The organism is Massiliimicrobium timonense, from assembly GCF_002160865.1.
Lineage (GTDB): Bacteria > Bacillota_I > Bacilli_A > Erysipelotrichales > Coprobacillaceae > Allocoprobacillus.
On the sequence record NZ_NFLJ01000001.1, the window covers coordinates 66,595 to 84,896 of the forward strand.

Sequence of the window (18,302 nt, forward strand, 5' to 3'; positions counted from 1 at the left end):
ACAAGTTATAGGCTCTATACTAAAACTGGAGGGGAAGTAATATTCAAAACTTCATCTTCCAGTTTTTTTATATAATAATAGACATAGTCGATAACTCGTTTTACAATTAGTTCACCACAAACAAAATGAAAGGAGTTATTTTCTATGTCCAATCCCAATTATACCAATGATATCTTAAAATCGCTAGAATTAAATTCAATGAATGGTATGTTTTTTCCTATGCCTTATCCTGATTCTGATTCCTGTTTCAGATACGAACGTAAACCTAATGGTTCCATTATTAAATATGTTAATATCGTATCTTCTTCAATGAGCAAACCTTGTCCTCATTGCGGTTGCATTGATCGTCATGATTCTAAAGGCATCAGAAAAATTTTTCTTACCCATACTTCAAATGGGCATTTAAAGACCATACTCGAGGTCACTTATAGAAGGTACAAATGCAAGCATTGCCATAAATATTTCAAGGATAACATCCCTTTTAGATTCCCTCATTCTAAGCTGACTACCATCGCTGCCCAAACCTGTCTTTTTGGCTTTAGAGAAAATACTGCAATGGCTGTACTTGCTAGATCTCATGGTCTTTCCAAAAGCACTGTCTATAGATTATTTTATCATCATATAGACATTCCTCTAAGATTCTATCATCTTCCTTCTACGATCTCCATTGATGAATTTAGGGCAACAGTTGATGAAGGCACTTTTGCTTTTCATATAACTAATCCCATTACTGGAAAAACTATTGATATCATTGCAGATAGACGTGCTTCTTATCTAAAAAACTATTTCATGAGATTTCCTTACGATGAACGAAAGAAAGTCAAAATCATCGTCATGGATCTCTCAGGTGCTTTCCACTCAATCATGCATTCTCTTTTTCCTCAGGCTCAGATCATTGCTGATAGATTTCATTATACAAGAATTGTAAGAGAAAACATGGTTCAAGCAAGAATCAATTGTTGTAAAAATCTTAAAGATGATTCTCTATCAAAACTTATCAAAAGAAATCTTCATCTTTTTGACCAATATAAAAATAGACTTAATGAAAAGAAAGCGTGGTATTATCCATACTTTAAAAAACACATGACAAACAAGCAGCTAGTTGAAGCAATTCTTGAACTTGAATCGTGTGAAGAGCTAAAAATCAACTATGACATTTATCAGGATTTCCTGAAAATACTTAATGAGCCACACAATGATTATAAGAAAGCATTAAATGATTGGCTTGATCATATTTTCAAGACAGAAAATCATTATTATATGACTACTGCTAAAAACTTCAGGAAAAACTGGTTCATGCCAATACTAAGATCATTGACATACACAACATACTACACGAGAAAAAACAAAAAAATAAAAACATGCTTCAATAATGGATTCATTGAAAGCATGAATAATAAGGTGAAACTAGTCAAGCGTAATGCCTATGGCTATAGATATTTTCAAAACCTAAGAAAAAGAATACTTCTGCATCTTGGTTTTAAGTATGACATTATTTAAAAAAGGAAGTAACTGATTCAGTTACTTCCCCTCCACTCTTGACACAGAGCCATAAAAAATTCTACCACTTTGTCAACAGTCTGAGCAATGAATCTTTATAGAATCATTGCTTTTATTTTATCTTTTAAAAATACTTTTTTCTATGACAATAAGGACATTCATTTAATGATTTTGAAATGAAATGTTTATATAGTTTTTTCCCGCAATGAGGACATTTCCATGATGTCAGCCATAATACTATAGACAATACCAGAAATAAATCACTTCCTATATAACAAAACAATGCAACATACTCATTAGCATAAATAGGGAAAAAATAATTTGAATCTTGAGAAAATAACATACCCATTAAAGTTAAAAATACACACATCACTATGAATATATAAAATACATTAACAACATTTCTTTTATTTTTAAAAAATTCTTTCATAACCTTATAAATTTGAACGATGATATATCTTTCAAATATATCCTCCTTTCTTTATTATTTATAAACATAACATAAAAATATGAAAATCTTGTGTCATTAAAATATCTTGTCATATGTAAAAAAGTTCTGACTTTGAAATAAGTCAAAACCTTAATAATATTAACAATAGTTTTGTAAATACATAGTGGGATAATCTTTATATTTTTGAGCTTCTTTTTCATCTAAGAAAATAGAATAATGAATTTGTTGAGATGAAATTTGATGAGGTCCACTACAGTTACCAAATCCTTCAATTTCAAAAGTATAAGATTTCTCATTTCCTTTTACATTAATGACTGTCCCACTCATGACGATACCTTGTACAATAAAATAGACAGTTTGTCCTTCTTTAAGCATTTTCTTCCAATCCTTCAAATTGTAAACGATAATATTTCGCATAAACATTATTTTTATTTAATAAGAACTGATGTGTTCCTCTCTCTACAATACCATTATTACCAATCACAATAATTTCATCAGCATTTCTAATTGTAGAAAGTCTATGAGCAATTGTAATACAAGTACGATTCTTTGATAAGGCTTCTAGGCTTTTTTGAATATGACGTTCACTTTCATTATCCAATGCACTTGTTGCTTCATCAAGAATTAAAATCTTTGGATCTTTTAAGAATATTCTCGCAATAGAAATACGTTGTTTTTGTCCTCCACTTAAACGTGTACCTCTTTCACCAACATATGTATCATAACCATCAGGTAAACTCATAATAAAATCATGAATATTGGCTTTTTTAGCTGCTTCTATAATTTCTTCATCACTAGCATCTGGTTTTCCATAAGAAATATTCTCTTTGATAGACCCAGTAAATAAATAAACATCCTGTTGAACAATACCAATAGATTGACGTAATGATTTTAAAGTTAATTTTCTAATATCCTGTCCATCAATTTCAATACTTCCACCTGTCACATCATAAAAACGAAGTAACAATGAACATATTGTTGTTTTACCACCACCAGATGGACCTACTAAAGCAATTGATTTACCAGAATCTATATGAATATTTAAATGATCTAATACTTTTTCATCATCATATCCAAAGCTGACATCTTTATAATCAATAACACCTTTTACATTAACCAAATCATGACTATCTGGTGCATCTTCTATTTCAACTTGAGTTTCCATAACTTCATTAAATCTTTTAAATCCCGAATATCCTTTTTGAAGCATTTCTGTAAATTCTACTAAAACCTCAATAGGTGTAATAAAAATATTAATGTATAAAGCATAAGTTGCTAGAGCAATAGGTTCTAATGACCCTTGAGCAATAAAGAATCCTCCACCTACTAAGATTGTCACATAAAGTAAGCCTTGAAAGAAATTATTTCCACCTTGAAATCTTCCCATACAATGATAATTGTTTTTCTTACTCTGTAAAAATCTTTCATTACTTCTTGCAAATTTATGTCTTTCAATATCTTCATTTGCAAATGATTTCACAACTCTAATTCCTGCTAAAGTATCTTGTAAAGATGCATTAACCCCTGCAATTTTACGACGATTATCCATAAATGTCTGTTGCATTGCTTTATTTTGTTTTAAAGAAAATAACAACATACATAAAGTCACAATAATTAATAAGATTGTTAAAGGTACATGAATATACATTAACAACACAAATGAACCAATAATCTTTAATAAAGAAATAAAGACATTTTCAGGTCCGTGATGAGCAAATTCACAAATATCAAATAAATCACTCACCAGCTTACTCATCATTTCTCCAGTATTATTACGATCATAATAAGAAAAAGATAACTGTTCAAATTTATCAAATAAATCTTTTCTCATATCTCTTTCCATTTGAGCACCCATTATATGTCCTTGAGCAGATACATAATATTTACATAATGCTCTTATCGCATACATAATTAATAAGAAAACAGCTAACCAAAACAAACTTTGAATAATTGTCTGATGATCAGCAATATATAATGTATCGTTAAGATAATTTAATATTTGAGGAAAAGCCAAATCAATAAGACTAATAATCATGGCACAAATCATATCAAAAATGAAAACTGTTTTATATGGTTTATAATATTGTATAAACTTTCTCATTATCTTCATAAATTAAATTCCCCCTTTACAATGACTATTATTATAACATAGTTCATAAAAATAGCTATTCATATGTTTTAAAATTCTTGAAAATAAATTGCTTAAAGTCATATTATGTTTGTTGATACCTTATGACAATAATATAATGATAATATAATATACATAACGATGAGATTGTAAATGAAAAAAATAATATGTCTAATTGTATTGCTTTAGGATTGTTTTTGGATTATGTGTTGGTACTATCATAGGTCAAATCTTAGAAAAAAAGAAAAAAAAGTAATAATGAACCAAAGGAGAATTTAAATAGATATTAATCAATATTGGAATGCTGTATAAAGCAAAATAAAATACAATTAAGAACTTTCTTTCATAAAGATGCTTATATTCGTTGGCATTGTACAAATGAAAATTTTACTGTCGATGAATTTATTTAGGCAAATTGTGAATATCCCGGTCAATGGGATGGTCATATTGAAAGAACAGAATATCTTCATGATTTAATCATCACTGTTGTTCATGTATTTTCATCAGATCATTCTTTATCATTTCATGTTGTATCTTTTATAAAATTAAAAGATCAACTTATCATGTCTATTGATGAATATTGGGGCGATGATGGAATGGCTCCTCAATGGCGATTAGATAAACATATAGGAACACCTATTATCAAAAAGGAGGCATAATTCATGGAAGAAAACAAAGTCACAGTTGTAAAAAAGACAGTCAAATCAGGTATCACATTTGGTAGTGCTTTAGCTATGGTTATAAGTTATACAACATGGCATTCTGTTGGTTGGGCTATTTTTCATGGTTTATTAAGCTGGATTTATGTGATTTATTTTATTTTAAAATATTAAAAATAATAAATCTGTGTAAACTTATTTTCAAATTTTAGATAACAAAAAAAGAGCTAAACAAATCAACTTTAGAAAAAGTGATTTTGTTTTAGCTCTTTTTTATTAATCTACATATGAAATTGTCGTAAATCTGTCTTTTCCTTCGCCTTGACTTTCAGTTTTTAAATGTTTATTAAAATCAGCAATTGTTTGATGCACAACTTTTCTTTCATCAGCTGGTAAAGGATCAAGTTTTACAGCAATCTTTGTTCTTAAAACTTGTTTACCAAGTCTTTTTGCCATAGCTGAAACTTTTTTATATCTTGTTTCTCTATAACCATTAATATCTAAACTAATTTCAAATCTTTTCTTAAATTCATTTTGAACCGCTTGTCTTGCGATAAGATTAAACGCTCTTAAAATAACTCCACCTTTACCAATTAAAATAGAATTATTATCCGTATTAATATTGCAATAAATGCGTCCATCTTGAATATAAGATACAGTTTCTACTTGAAATCCCATATTTGTAAGTGTCTTTCTTACAAAACTTTCCAAGTATTCTTGAACCATACTTTCACAATAACATTCAATAACAACTTTTTTAGAAAACAAACCCTTTTTTTCTTCAATAATTTCATATGTCAATTCATCAGGAGTAATTCCTAAATCTTGGCAAGCATGTTGAATGACATCATCTAAAGTTTTTCCTTCATATGTTTTCATATATTTGCCCAGTCCTTATTTATCTTTTTTCTTTTCAATGTGATAAAGTTGAATATAAATTGTTCTTGCAATTGTAATTAAACTTGTTGTAATCCAATATAATGACATTGCTGTTGGCATAGATACTGCAAACCAGACAATCATAACAGTCATTACAATATTCATTGTTTTCATTGATTGTTGTTGTCTTGATACCTTATAACGAGGATTTCTCTTTAACATAATACTGTTAATTTCAATCGCAAAATACTGTGTTAAACCAACTAAAGCGACAATCACAATATAAGCCCATTCACCTTTAGTAATAGCTGACATTGGTGTAATACCTAATTTTAATCCAAATAAAGTTGAACTATATAATATTTCAACTCTTTGAACTGCCTGCCATACTGCTAACATGATAGGTAATGTTAAGAATGTTGAAAAACTACTAAACATACTGATATTATGCTTTTTATATAAAGCTTGGATTTCAGCAGTTTGACGCATTTGTGATGCCTGATCTTTTCTACCAGCATATTTTCTTTGAATTCTTTCCATTTCTGGTTGAAGCAACTGCATTTTTTGTGTTGATTCAGTTGACTTAATCATAATAGGTAAAATTAATAAGTTAATAAAGATTGTCATACCAACAACCCCATAAGCCACATTTCCTAACTTACTAATAAACAAAATACCTCTTGCAATTGGATAAGTTAAAATGAAATCAAAAAATCCTAATTCACTTAAACTCCAAGGTGTAGATTCAGTAATAGCTCGTGAAGCAATAAGATGTCCATTTTTATCAAGATTACTTGTACATCCCACTAACACAAAAATCACAGCTACTAAAGCAAATACCTTTAAAAACTTCTTTGTACGTTGATCTAAATACATTGTTACTTTTCCATCCTTCTCCTTATTTTATTATATAGAGATACAATACTATTTAAATTATCTTGATAAGAATGATTTAAAAAATCATATCTCACTATAATAATAAAATCCATCTTCTGATTTCTATCAAAAACTTGTTGAACCATCATTCTGACTTGTCTTTTAATCTTATTACGAACAACAGCGTTTCCTAATTTTTTACTTACTGAGATTCCCACTCTTAAATGATTATCAGTTTGATGATAATAAACAACAAATTGTTTATTAGCTACAGATTTTTTCTTTTTTATAATAGTTTGGAAATCTTCATTCTTCTTTATACGATATTCTTTTTTCATATTTTTTTAGAAAAAAAACCACATTAAAGTGGAATTTTTTAGGCAGATAAAACTTTTCTTCCTCTCTTACGGCGACGAGCAAGTACTTTTCTTCCGCCTACTGTTGCCATTCTAGCTCTAAAACCATGAGTTTTTGATCTTTTTCTCTTATTTGGTTGATATGTTCTTTTCATTCGTTACACCTCCAAATTAATAATTTTTTTATACACAATAACATATGCCCCATTATTATATGGGTTTTGTTTTTATAAGTCAATGAAAATATAGAAAATTATTTGATTATTCAAGCATTTTCACTTTCTCAAATGTTCTATTTTTTAATACTTTTGCATATGATAGAATAAAGAAAATATGTTTGTTCACAACTTATGCACATATTCTTAAAAGTTATGCACAATTGTGCATAACTTAGCAAATATTCACATATATCGACATTTTTCTTGTGCATAATATGTGAATTTTCTTGTGAATGAAAATATCTTTGACAAATTGTGCACAATTATGCACATGGCATAACTTTTTATGCACAATTCACAGCTATGAAAATTTGTGTAAAACTAAAAAAAGACCGATATATCAATATAATTTGATGTGCATAACTATGTGAATAAGTTGTGCACAATTTTTTTCATCTTCTATTTATGCACTTTTTCCTTTATAATGAGTCTTGGAGATGGTGAAAATGAATAATTTAGATATGAACTGGCAAAAAACTTTGAGCCTGTTTCAAGGAAAACTTGATGATTATGGTTTAGATAAGATTACATTTGATTCTTTTTTCACTACCTTAGAAATTAAAGACATTGTTGGAAGTGTTGTCACAATCACCATTGATACAAAATGGAGTTTAGATGTTGTAGAACCATATTTAACACATCTACAAGAAATTTATAACACTGTCACTAATGGGCATTATCAACTTCATTTAATGACTGAAGAAGATTTTCAAAAAAGTCATGTTCATCAGGAACATCTATTACAATTTGATGATCATTTAAATCCTGATTTAACATTTGATAATTTTGTTATTGGAAATAGTAATAGAATTGCTCAAAATGCATCTTTAGCCGTTGCAATGAAACCTGGTGTATCTTATAGTCCTTTATTTATTCATAGTAATTCTGGTCTAGGAAAAACCCATTTATTAAATGCAATTGGAAATTATGCTAAAAAACGTGATCCATCTATCCATGTCTTATTTACAACAAGTGAAAACTTTGTTAATGAATATATTCAATCATTAGCAAATCATTCTATGGATGAATTTAACTACAAATATCGTCAAATGGATATCTTATTAATAGATGATATTCAATTCATGGCTACCAAAGAATCATCAAGTGAAATCTTTTTTAACATATTTAATACTTTAATAAGTAATAAAAAACAAATTGTCATTACCTCAGATAAACCTCCTCGAGATTTAAAAGGAATGGAAAGTCGTTTAGTCAGTCGTTTTTCATCTGGTTTAACGGTGAGTATTGACACCCCAGAGTTTGAAACAGCTAAAGCTATCTTAAGAAAAAAAATAGAAATAGAAAATGTTGATTATCCGATTACTGAAGAAGTTTTGGATTTTATTGCTACTCATTTTAATACTGATGTGAGAGAACTTGAAGGAAGCTTAAAAAGATTATTATTTTATAAACTCATATGTGGTAAAAAATTAGATATTATTGATTTAAATTTTGCTTTGGAAGCTTTTAGTGATTCTTATAGTCAACCAGCGCAAAAGAAAGAATTAACAGTATCAAATATAAAAAAATGTGTTGCTGATTACTATAATTTAACAGTTGCTCAAATTAATTCTAAATCAAGAACATCAAGTATTATTGTCGCAAGACACATTGCCATGTATCTTGTAAGAGAATTGATTGAAGATATTTCATTTATTCAAATAGGACATGAATTTGGAGGGCGTGATCATTCTACGGTCATGAAAGCCTGTCATAAAGTTCAACAAAAATTAGAGAAAGATATGAATTATCGTCAAGCAATTCAAGATATTAAAAAGAAGCTTGTGTAAAAGTTATGCACAGTTATCCACAACTTATGCACATAGGAAAATAAAAAAAACCATGAATAAAACATGACTTTTTTTAACTTATTCATATTGTGCACAGTATTATTATTATGATATTATTTAAATAATATAAAATATAAAGGAGAACATTTATGAATTTTAAAATTAAAAGAATAGAATTATTAAATGCTTTAACAAAAGTTTCAAGAGCAGTTTCTATAAAAAGCCCTTTACCTGTTTTAACAGGAATTAAATTTGATTTAAAAGAAGATGAATTAATTTTAACTGGTAGTGATAGCGATATTACTATTCAAACAAGTATTCATGATAACATTGAAATTATTAAAACTGGAAGTGTTGTTTTATCTTCTCGTTATATTTTAGAAATTATTAAGAAGATTGATTCTGAAGATGTACATATTTTTATTGTAGATGGAACACTGACAAGAATTGAAGGAGCTAACTCTCGTTTTGATTTAAATGGAACATCTTATATTGATTATCCTCGTATTGATTTAAATAAAACAGGTGTAAATTTACAAATGAAATCTACTGATTTAAAAGAAGCTATAGAACAAACTTCTTTTGCGACAAGTGAAAAAGAAACAAGACCTGTTTTAACTGGTGTTAATTTTAAAGCAAAAAATCATGTTTTAGAATGTATTGCGACAGATAGTTATCGTTTAGCAAAACGTATTTTAAATATTGATTCTGATATTTCATTTAATATTATTATTCCTAAAAAGAGTTTAATTGAAATCAGTCGTATTATTGAAAAAGATGAATTGATTGATTTATATGTTTCTGATCGTAAAGTTTTATTTGTCTTTGATCATGTTTTAATCCAAACAAGATTAATTGATGGTACTTTCCCTGATACAGGACGTTTAATTCCAGATAGTTTTGATTATTCTATGAGTATTGATAGTACAAGTTTATTAAATTCTATTGATCGTGCATCATTACTTACAAATGAACAAACAAACATTGTTAAATTAACAATGGATCAAGATCATGTTATTTTATCTTCTTTTTCTCAAGAAATTGGTTCAGTTGAAGAAAATCTTTCGAGAGCTTTCTATAAAGGAGAACCATTAAAAATATCTTTTAGTGCTAAGTATTTAACTGACGCTATTAAAAGTATTAATGGTCAAAAAGTGAGAGTCCTTTTTACAGGTGAGATGCGACCTTTCATTATTAAAGATTTTGAAAGAGAAGATATCATTCAATTAGTATTGCCAGTCAGAACTTATTAAGCTAATCTATGATTGATTAGCTTTTTTTGTTATAATTTGGTTGGTGATATTATGGAAAAGATTTTACTGGTTGAAGATGATTTACAAATCGTTAAGCATTTAAATTCTTATTTAAGAGAAAATGGTTATCATTTAATAGCTGTTGATGGACAAAAAAAGGCAATGCAAATACTCCAACAACAATCTATAGATTTAATCTTATTAGATATTTCATTAAAAGAAGGTAATGGCTTTTCTTTATATAATGAAATTAAAGCTTATTATGATATTCCTATTATTTTCTTAACAGCCCAAAGTGATGAATTTAGTATTATTACAGGACTTGATTTAGGAGCAGATGATTATATATCAAAACCATTTCAACCTCGAATACTATTATCACGTATTCAAAATATTTTAAGAAGATATAAAAAACAAGATCAGATATTCCAATATCAGAATCTTCAAGTTTATATTTCTCAAGCTAAAGTCTTTAAAAATCATCAGGAAATCTTTTTATCAGCTTTAGAATATAAATTATTATTGATATTTGTACAACATGCTCATCATTTACTAACAAGAGAATTTTTATTAGAAGAACTTTATCAGATGACGGGTGAAGATATGAATGATAATACTTTGACTGTTTATATTAAAAGATTAAGAAATAAGATAGAAGATCAACCTCAACATCCTCAAATCATACAAACCAAAAGAGGATTGGGTTATCAACTAGGAGATTAGATCATGTATATCATTATATTCTTACTATGTTGTATTATTGGTGGTTTATGTTTTTATATCTATAAACAAAATAAAAAAATTATTTTTATTTCTAAACAAATCAATGATATTTTATTTCATCATAATGATTTTTATATTCAAAAATATAAAGAGGGAAATCTTTCTATCTTAGAGAGTGATATATGTAAATTAATCAATAAGATTTATGAACAAAATCATTTATTAGAAAATGAAAAACTGATTTTAAAAGAATATCTGGAAGATATATCTCATCAAATGAAAACACCTTTAACAGCTTTAAATTTAATTCATGAAAGATTAAATAAAGCAGAAGGCAATGAAAAAAGACAGTTATTAAAAGAAGAAAAGAAATTATTAGATAAAATTGAATGGCTCGTGATGAGTTTATTAAAAATGGCACAATTAGATGCCCAGACAGTTACTTTTCATCAGGAAAGCATTACACAGAAAGATTTTGTTTTACAGTTATTAAATCCATTTGAAATACAAATAGATATGAAAGATATTCAATTACAAATCAATATTCAAGAATCAGATATATTCAAATGTGATATTTTATGGACTTTAGAAGCTTTATCCAATATTTTAAAAAATTGTATAGAACATGTAGAACAAAATGGAATCATTCATATAGAAATGAATCAAAATCCTTTATATGATGAAATCATTATTCAAGATAATGGTTGTGGTATTGATCAGGAAGATTTAAAGCATCTATTTGAAAGATTTTATAAAGGTAAAAATTCAAAAAATGATAGTGTTGGAATTGGATTGGCATTAAGTTTAATGATTGTTGAAAAACAAAATGGAACAATTCAAGTAGAAAATACATATCCTGGCACAAAATTTACAATTCATTTATATAAAGAAAATGTATAGATATTTGATTATGACAAATCTGTCACTTTATTGTCACGGGTTTGTCATTTTTATTTGATACAATACAATTGAGGAGGGAGAATATATGGCAATACTAGAAGTTAAAAATTTAACAAAAATATATGGAAATGATGAAAATAAGGTTGTAGCCTTAGATCATGTTTCATTTACTATTGAAAAAGGTGAATTTATAGCTATTGTAGGTTCATCCGGATCAGGGAAGAGTACATTACTGCATTTGATCGGGGGTGTTGATAAACCAACAAGTGGTGAAGTGATTGTCAATGGACAGAATGTCTATAAAAAGAATGAAAATGAATTAGCCATATTTAGAAGAAGGGAAGTAGGGTTGATTTATCAATTTTATAATTTAATTCCTATATTAACCGTTGAAGAAAATATGACATTGCCAGTATTGCTGGATAATAAACAAGTGAATCAGGAAAAACTGGATGAATTACTACGTATATTAGATTTGAAATCAAGAGAAAAACATCTACCAAGAGAACTTTCAGGAGGACAGCAACAACGTGTATCAATAGGAAGAGCATTAATGAATGCACCATCACTGGTTCTTGCGGATGAACCAACAGGAAATCTTGATTCAAAAAACAGTAAAGAAATCATAGATTTACTGAAATTAACACAAAAAAGATATAAACAGACCTTAATCATGATTACTCATGATGAAAATATAGCAATGCAGGCAGATAGAATCATCGTCATAGAAGATGGAAAAATAAAAAAAGATGAGGTTTTAAGAAAATGAAAATCACGAATACATTGACTTTAAGATATTTGAAAGCCAATAAGAAAAGAAGTTTATTAACGATGTTATGCATTATGGTATCAGTAATTATGATGAGTAGTGTAGGAATAGCTTTTTCATCAGGTAAAGCCTATTATAAAAGTTATATAGAAAAAACAATAGGAGATTATCATTATCGCATTGTTGATAATAGACAACAAATTATTGATTTAATAAAAGATGATTCTCAAGTCGATGAATATTATTTTTCTTGTACAACACAACTTGATTATCAAGATTCACAGTTATATATGAAGTCTGGTGATTCATTATATTTTCAAAAGAAAGGACTCTATGATTATATTATTGATGGAAGATTACCTGTTAATAAGAATGAAATTGTCATAACACCAGAATTTTTAAAAATGAATCATATTGATAAAAAAATAGGAGATCAGATAACATTTGATAATCAACAAACATATACAATTGTAGGATTTATGAATAGTTATCAATCTCAAGATTTCATGGGAAATATATATCAGGCATTTTCTTATATAGATTTAACTCAAGATTATACAATGTATATTAAAGATAAAGATGTTTCCAAAAATATATTTCAGCATGTACAAAATTTAAAGGAAAAAATACAAAACATGGAGAGTACAACATCTTCCAAATATTATATACCATATAATTCATCTTATTTGGCTGTACAGAATATCTTTGAAGAAGGTTTAACTGCTGGATATACAGATGTATATCATATGATTTATATTATGATTGGTATTATTAGTTTTGTATCTGTTATGATTATATATCAGGCATTCCATCTATCAACAACAGATCGTATTCAATATCTTGGGATGCTTTCAAGCGTAGGTGCTACGCCTAAACAAAAGAAATGTTCTGTTTATTTTGAAGGATTCATATTATCCATTATTGCGATACCATTTGGAATTCTATGTAGTTTTATAGGATTAAATATTGCTTTTTCATTTGCTAATCAAATGAAAATTTTAAAAGATCTCAACTTATCTATTCATACGCAAATCTCACCATTATATTTATGTCTCGTTATTATAGGTTCGTTTTTGATTACTTTTATCGCATTATATATACCTGCAAGAAGAATATCAAAAATATCTGTGATGGATGCTTTAACGAAAAGTGATGAAGTTAAAGTGAAAAAGAAAAGACTTCAATTAAATCGTTTTTTATCAAAATTTTTAAATGTTTCATGGCAATTGTCTATTAAAAATTATAAAAGACAAGGAATCAAATCCAGAGTTATTATTATTTCCTTAATGTTATCAATGATTATCTTTGTTTCTATGACAAGTTTTGGTAAAAATTTTATTAATACTGTCAAAAAAGAAAGTGGTATTCATGATTATGATATTTCAGTTTCAGATGTCAAAATGAAAAATAGACAAGATGTTATTGATATTTTAAATAACAGTCAATATGATAATGATTATTATTTGAGAGGATTAGAATTTGTTAATGTAGATATTGATCCTGATTATTTAACATATGAAAGTCCAAAAACTATAGGAATTTATATTCAATGTATTGACAATCAAAGATTTAATCAATTATGTGAGGATAATGGTATTCAGCCATCAAATGATTTAGCATTAACATATAATCAATCTTTAATCTTGGGCGAAAATGAAACAGAAATTTCGTCAGTTTATAAAAAAATGGACAGAAACTTCATTCAAGATATATATATCAGTTATCTAGATGAAAAAACTGAAAAAGAAAAGAAGATAGATATTCAAAATTTTCAAGATATTCAAATGATAGAAACATCTGATGAATATAATATAATTAATCCTTATGAATTAACTTTTATTGTTTCCACAGACTATTTTGAAAAAGAGTTTGGGTCTACGAATATAGAAATTTATATTCAGACACAACAACATGAACAATTAAATCAAGAATTGGAATCTTATGGATTAAGCAGTTACGATGAAACATCAGCTAATCAGGAAAGAATTGAGTTTATGACAATTGTAGAGATATTTGTTTATGGATTTATAACAATTTTACTTATATTTACATTATTAAATATCTTAAATATGATGAGTGCCAGCATAGAAAAAAGGAAAAAAGAATTTGCGATGTTCATGAGTATAGGCATGAGTGTCAATGATATGAAAAAAATGTTATGGAAAGAATCTTCTATTTATGGCATAAAATCATTTGTATATAGTTTACCATTCTGTATAATAATAGAATTTCTATTATATAATTTATCTTTTAACACTATACCTTTTAGACCATCATGGATAGCTTATTTGATATCATTTATAGTGATGATGATAGTGATGATCTTAACATTTAAATTAGGATTAAATCGTTTTAGAAAACAGAATATTATAGAAACATTAAAAGATGATATGTAGTCAAAAAGACTATATATCATTTTTTAGCTTATATTTAGCTTATAAGAGGTTTTTATATAAAAATGAGATTTATCACTTTTTTTATAAATATTGAATATAAGCCATAAAAACTATCATTTTTGATGTTTTTGTGATATAATAGTTCAGGTTATGAAAGTATGGGTGATAAATATATGAAAGAAGTTACAATTCATAGTGAGTATATTACTTTAGGACAATTACTTAAATTAGCTGATGCTGTAAGTAGTGGAGCTGAAGCTAAATTAGTCATTAGTGATGGACTGGTTCTTGTCAATGGTGAAGTAGAAACAAGACGTGGGAAAAAGCTCTATCATCAGGATATTGTTTCTTTTGATGGACAAGAATATCTAATCATTAATGAAGATTCATAGTATTCAATTAAAGAATTTTAGAAATTATATTGATTGTTCAGTAAAATTTGATCCTTTTATTAATATTTTAATTGGTCAAAATGCTCAAGGAAAAACAAACTTATTAGAAGCTATATATATTTTATCAATGTCTAAAAGTTTTAAGACAAAAGTCATAGATGAAATGATTTATTTTGATCAGGACTTTGCGAAAATTCAAGGACAGGTTATTAATAATCAAAAGACATTAAATTTAGAGATTGTTTTATCAAAGTTAGGAAAGAAAGCTTTGATTAATCATAATGAAATTAAAAAAACAAGTGATTATGTTGGTTATTTAAATGTTGTTTTATTTATTCCTGAGGATTTAATGTTAATAAAAGGAAGTCCAAAATTAAGAAGAAAATTGATTGATATGGAGTTATCTAAAATATCACCTATATATATGTATGATTTTAATAAATATCAAAGATTATTAAAAGAAAGAAATAAATATTTGAAATTATTAAATGAAAAACATTTAAAAGCTGATGATTACTTAGAGGTTTTATCTGAACAGATGGCACAATTGCAAGTTCAATTATTAAAGAAAAGAATTGAATTTGTAGAATTATTAAATGAGATATCTACGAAAATGTATGATTATATTGCTTTACATCAGGAAGTATTATCAATTAAATATAAAACACATTATAAAGATATGAGTTATGAAGGTATTTTAGAAGATTATCGAAAGAATTATCAAAAAGATATTGCTTTTAAACAGACAACACATGGTATTCATAAAGATGATCTGGTGATGTGTTTAAATCAACAGGATGCTATAACTTATGCTTCACAAGGGCAACAAAGATCTATTGTTTTAGCAATCAAAATCGCTTTATTAGAATTGATTAAAAAAGAAATCGGAGAATATCCTGTTTTGTTGTTAGATGATGTTTTAAGTGAATTAGATGATACAAGAAAGACGAAGTTATTGAATTTAATTGAAGGAAAGGTTCAGACTTTTTTAACTTCAACAAATATTGATGGTATTCATCATCAGGTTATAGATAAAGCAAAGAAAATCGTCATTGAAAATGGAAATGTGAAAGGAGAAAGCTATGGAAGAAAATAAAGTTCAACACAGTTATAATGAATCTGATATTCAAGTCTTAGAAGGATTAGAAGCTGTTAGAAAAAGACCAGGTATGTATATTGGTTCAACGTCTTCTAGAGGTTTACATCATTTGGTATGGGAAATTGTTGATAACTCTATTGATGAAGCTTTAGCTGGATTTTGTAGTGAAATTAAAGTGATTTTAGAAGAAGGCGATGTTGTCAAGGTTATTGATAATGGACGTGGTATGCCAACAGGTGTTCATGCGAAAACTGGTAAGAGTACAGTTGAAACAATTTTAACTGTTTTACATGCTGGTGGTAAATTTGGAGGTGGAGGCTACAAAGTTTCTGGTGGTCTACATGGTGTTGGTGCCAGCGTTGTTAATGCATTAAGTGAATGGTTAGAAGTTTATGTACATAGAGATGGTCATATTTATTATCAAAGATTTGAAAAAGGTGGACAACCTGTTGAAGATTTAAAGATTATTGGTGATTGTGATGATACTGGAACAACAGTTACTTTTAAAGCTGATCCTTTGATTTTTGAAGAAACAACTGTATATGATTATGAAACATTAAATCAGAGAATCCGTGAATTGGCTTTCTTAAATAAAGGATTGAAATTAATTTTAGAAGATCATAGACAGACACCACATAAGAAAAATGAATATCACTATGAAGGTGGTATTAAAGAATATGTTGCTTATTTGAATCGTAATAAAACGCCTATTCATGAAGAAATTATTTATGTAGAAGATGAAATAGATGATATTAAAGTTGAAGTTGGTATGCAATATAATGATGGATATCAGCCAAATATCTACTCTTTCTGTAATAATATCAATACGCATGAAGGAGGAACTCATGAAGAAGGTTTCCGTCTTGCTTTAACAAGAGTCATTAATAATTATGCCAAAAATAATAATTTCCTGAAAAAAGATGAGGAATCTTTAAGTGGGGATGATTGCCGTGAAGGGTTAACAGCGATTATTTCAGTGAAGCATCCTGATCCTCAATATGAAGGGCAGACAAAAACAAAATTAGGAAATGCTGAAGTGAGAAAAATCGCAAGTAATATCATTTCAACAGCGTTAGATAAATTCTTATTAGAAAATCCAAATACTGCACAAATTATTATCAATAAAGCTATTGTTGCAAGTCGTGCCAGAATGGCAGCCAAACGTGCCAGAGAAATGACAAGAAGAAAAACAGCTTTAGATAGTATTGCCTTGCCAGGTAAATTAGCTGACTGCTCATCTAAGGATCCTAGTGAATGTGAAGTATTCATTGTCGAAGGGGATTCTGCCGGTGGTAGTGCTAAGATGGGTAGAGATCGTAGAACTCAGGCCATTTTGCCATTACGTGGTAAGATTTTAAATGTTGAAAAATCAAGATTAGATAGAATTTTAGGAAATGCTGAAATTCGTTCGATGATTACAGCTTTTGGAACGGGTATTGGTGAAGAATTTGATATTAGTAAATTAAGATATCATAAAATTGTCATCATGACCGATGCCGATGTTGATGGTGGACATATTCGTATTTTGATGTTGACATTCTTATATCGTTTCTTAAAGCCATTAATTGAAGAAGGATATGTGTATGCAGCACAGCCACCATTATATTTATTGAAACATGGAAAAGAAGAATATTATTTATATTCTGATTATGAATTGGAGAAGAAAAAAGAAGAAATTGGTGAAAATGCCAAAATTTCTATTCAGCGTTATAAAGGTTTAGGAGAAATGAATGCTGAACAGTTATGGGATACAACAATGAATCCAGAACATCGTGTTTTATGGCAAATTGATTTAGATGATGCTATGCAGGCTGATGCTATGTTTGATATGCTGATGGGTGAAAAAGTTGAACCAAGACGTGAATTTATTCAAGAAAATGCACAAATGGCAGAATTAGACTTATAGTAAAGGA

At 27.9% G+C, this 18,302-nt stretch carries 17 protein-coding genes; 11 read left to right on the plus strand and 6 right to left on the minus strand.

What is annotated here, in order from left to right; genetic code table 11:
- Window positions 1-144: 144 nt before the first annotated feature.
- The gene (locus B5E75_RS00300) at window positions 145-1,500 is read left to right on the plus strand and encodes an ISL3 family transposase (RefSeq protein ID WP_143746932.1); all 1,356 of its coding nucleotides are present in this window, start codon (window positions 145-147) and stop codon (window positions 1,498-1,500) included.
- A gap of 589 nt (window positions 1,501-2,089) precedes the next feature.
- Here the strand turns inward: B5E75_RS00300 and B5E75_RS00305 are convergent.
- Both B5E75_RS00305 and B5E75_RS00310 read right to left on the minus strand, forming a co-directional pair.
- Entirely contained in the window at window positions 2,090-2,326 is a 237-nt protein-coding gene (locus B5E75_RS00305) for a hypothetical protein (protein WP_087304820.1), read from the minus strand.
- Window positions 2,319-4,061, minus strand: a complete 1,743-nt coding sequence (locus tag B5E75_RS00310) for an ABC transporter ATP-binding protein (protein WP_087356833.1) — start codon at window positions 4,059-4,061, stop codon at window positions 2,319-2,321. The genes B5E75_RS00305 and B5E75_RS00310 overlap by 8 nt, the downstream gene beginning before the upstream one ends.
- Window positions 4,062-4,741: 680 nt before the next feature.
- On the opposite strand from B5E75_RS00310, the gene B5E75_RS14680 reads away from it, so the two are divergent.
- Entirely contained in the window at window positions 4,742-4,912 is a 171-nt protein-coding gene (locus B5E75_RS14680) for a hypothetical protein (RefSeq protein ID WP_164483527.1), read from the plus strand.
- 102 nt (window positions 4,913-5,014) lie between these two features.
- Here the strand turns inward: B5E75_RS14680 and B5E75_RS00320 are convergent, their stop codons facing one another.
- From B5E75_RS00320 to rpmH, 4 genes are read right to left on the minus strand one after another with little or no spacing between them, the layout of a single operon-like run.
- Window positions 5,015-5,617 carry a Jag family protein gene (locus tag B5E75_RS00320; protein ID WP_087356834.1) on the minus strand — a complete coding sequence of 201 codons (603 nt, stop codon included), beginning with the start codon at window positions 5,615-5,617 and terminating at the stop codon, window positions 5,015-5,017.
- A gap of 15 nt (window positions 5,618-5,632) precedes the next feature.
- Window positions 5,633-6,493 carry a YidC/Oxa1 family membrane protein insertase gene (locus B5E75_RS00325; RefSeq protein WP_087356835.1) on the minus strand — a complete coding sequence of 287 codons (861 nt, stop codon included), beginning with the start codon at window positions 6,491-6,493 and terminating at the stop codon, window positions 5,633-5,635.
- Between the two features lie 2 nt (window positions 6,494-6,495).
- Entirely contained in the window at window positions 6,496-6,831 is a 336-nt protein-coding gene (rnpA, locus tag B5E75_RS00330) for a ribonuclease P protein component (protein WP_087356836.1), read from the minus strand.
- Between the two features lie 38 nt (window positions 6,832-6,869).
- Window positions 6,870-7,004 (minus strand): 50S ribosomal protein L34, encoded by a 135-nt coding sequence (rpmH, locus tag B5E75_RS00335; RefSeq protein ID WP_003535525.1) that lies wholly within the window; start codon window positions 7,002-7,004, stop codon window positions 6,870-6,872.
- Window positions 7,005-7,513: 509 nt separating this feature from the next.
- Between rpmH and dnaA the strand changes: the two genes are divergently transcribed.
- The 9 genes from dnaA (at window position 7,514) to gyrB (ending at window position 18,295) form a co-directional block, all read left to right on the plus strand.
- Window positions 7,514-8,857 (plus strand): chromosomal replication initiator protein DnaA, encoded by a 1,344-nt coding sequence (gene dnaA / locus B5E75_RS00340; RefSeq protein ID WP_087356837.1) that lies wholly within the window; start codon window positions 7,514-7,516, stop codon window positions 8,855-8,857.
- Between the two features lie 149 nt (window positions 8,858-9,006).
- On the plus strand, window positions 9,007-10,110 hold the full coding sequence (dnaN, locus tag B5E75_RS00345) for a DNA polymerase III subunit beta (protein WP_087356838.1): 1,104 nt from the start codon (window positions 9,007-9,009) through the stop codon (window positions 10,108-10,110).
- Window positions 10,111-10,161: 51 nt separating this feature from the next.
- A complete protein-coding gene (locus B5E75_RS00350; protein ID WP_087245084.1) occupies window positions 10,162-10,833 on the plus strand; it encodes a response regulator transcription factor in 672 nt (223 codons plus the stop codon).
- A 3-nt stretch (window positions 10,834-10,836) separates the two neighbouring features.
- Window positions 10,837-11,733, plus strand: a complete 897-nt coding sequence (locus B5E75_RS00355; RefSeq protein ID WP_241146589.1) for a sensor histidine kinase — start codon at window positions 10,837-10,839, stop codon at window positions 11,731-11,733.
- Between the two features lie 85 nt (window positions 11,734-11,818).
- Complete coding sequence (locus B5E75_RS00360; protein ID WP_087356840.1) at window positions 11,819-12,502, plus strand: ABC transporter ATP-binding protein; 684 nt, start codon at window positions 11,819-11,821, stop codon at window positions 12,500-12,502.
- On the plus strand, window positions 12,499-14,898 hold the full coding sequence (locus B5E75_RS00365; protein WP_087356841.1) for an ABC transporter permease: 2,400 nt from the start codon (window positions 12,499-12,501) through the stop codon (window positions 14,896-14,898). The genes B5E75_RS00360 and B5E75_RS00365 overlap by 4 nt, the downstream gene beginning before the upstream one ends.
- Before the next feature lie 173 nt (window positions 14,899-15,071).
- The gene (gene yaaA / locus B5E75_RS00370; RefSeq protein ID WP_087245096.1) at window positions 15,072-15,290 is read left to right on the plus strand and encodes a S4 domain-containing protein YaaA; all 219 of its coding nucleotides are present in this window, start codon (window positions 15,072-15,074) and stop codon (window positions 15,288-15,290) included.
- The gene (gene recF / locus B5E75_RS00375; RefSeq protein WP_087356842.1) at window positions 15,277-16,386 is read left to right on the plus strand and encodes a DNA replication/repair protein RecF; all 1,110 of its coding nucleotides are present in this window, start codon (window positions 15,277-15,279) and stop codon (window positions 16,384-16,386) included. The genes yaaA and recF overlap by 14 nt, the downstream gene beginning before the upstream one ends.
- Window positions 16,373-18,295, plus strand: a complete 1,923-nt coding sequence (gene gyrB, locus B5E75_RS00380) for a DNA topoisomerase (ATP-hydrolyzing) subunit B (protein WP_087356843.1) — start codon at window positions 16,373-16,375, stop codon at window positions 18,293-18,295. The genes recF and gyrB overlap by 14 nt, the downstream gene beginning before the upstream one ends.
- Window positions 18,296-18,302: the final 7 nt, after the last annotated feature.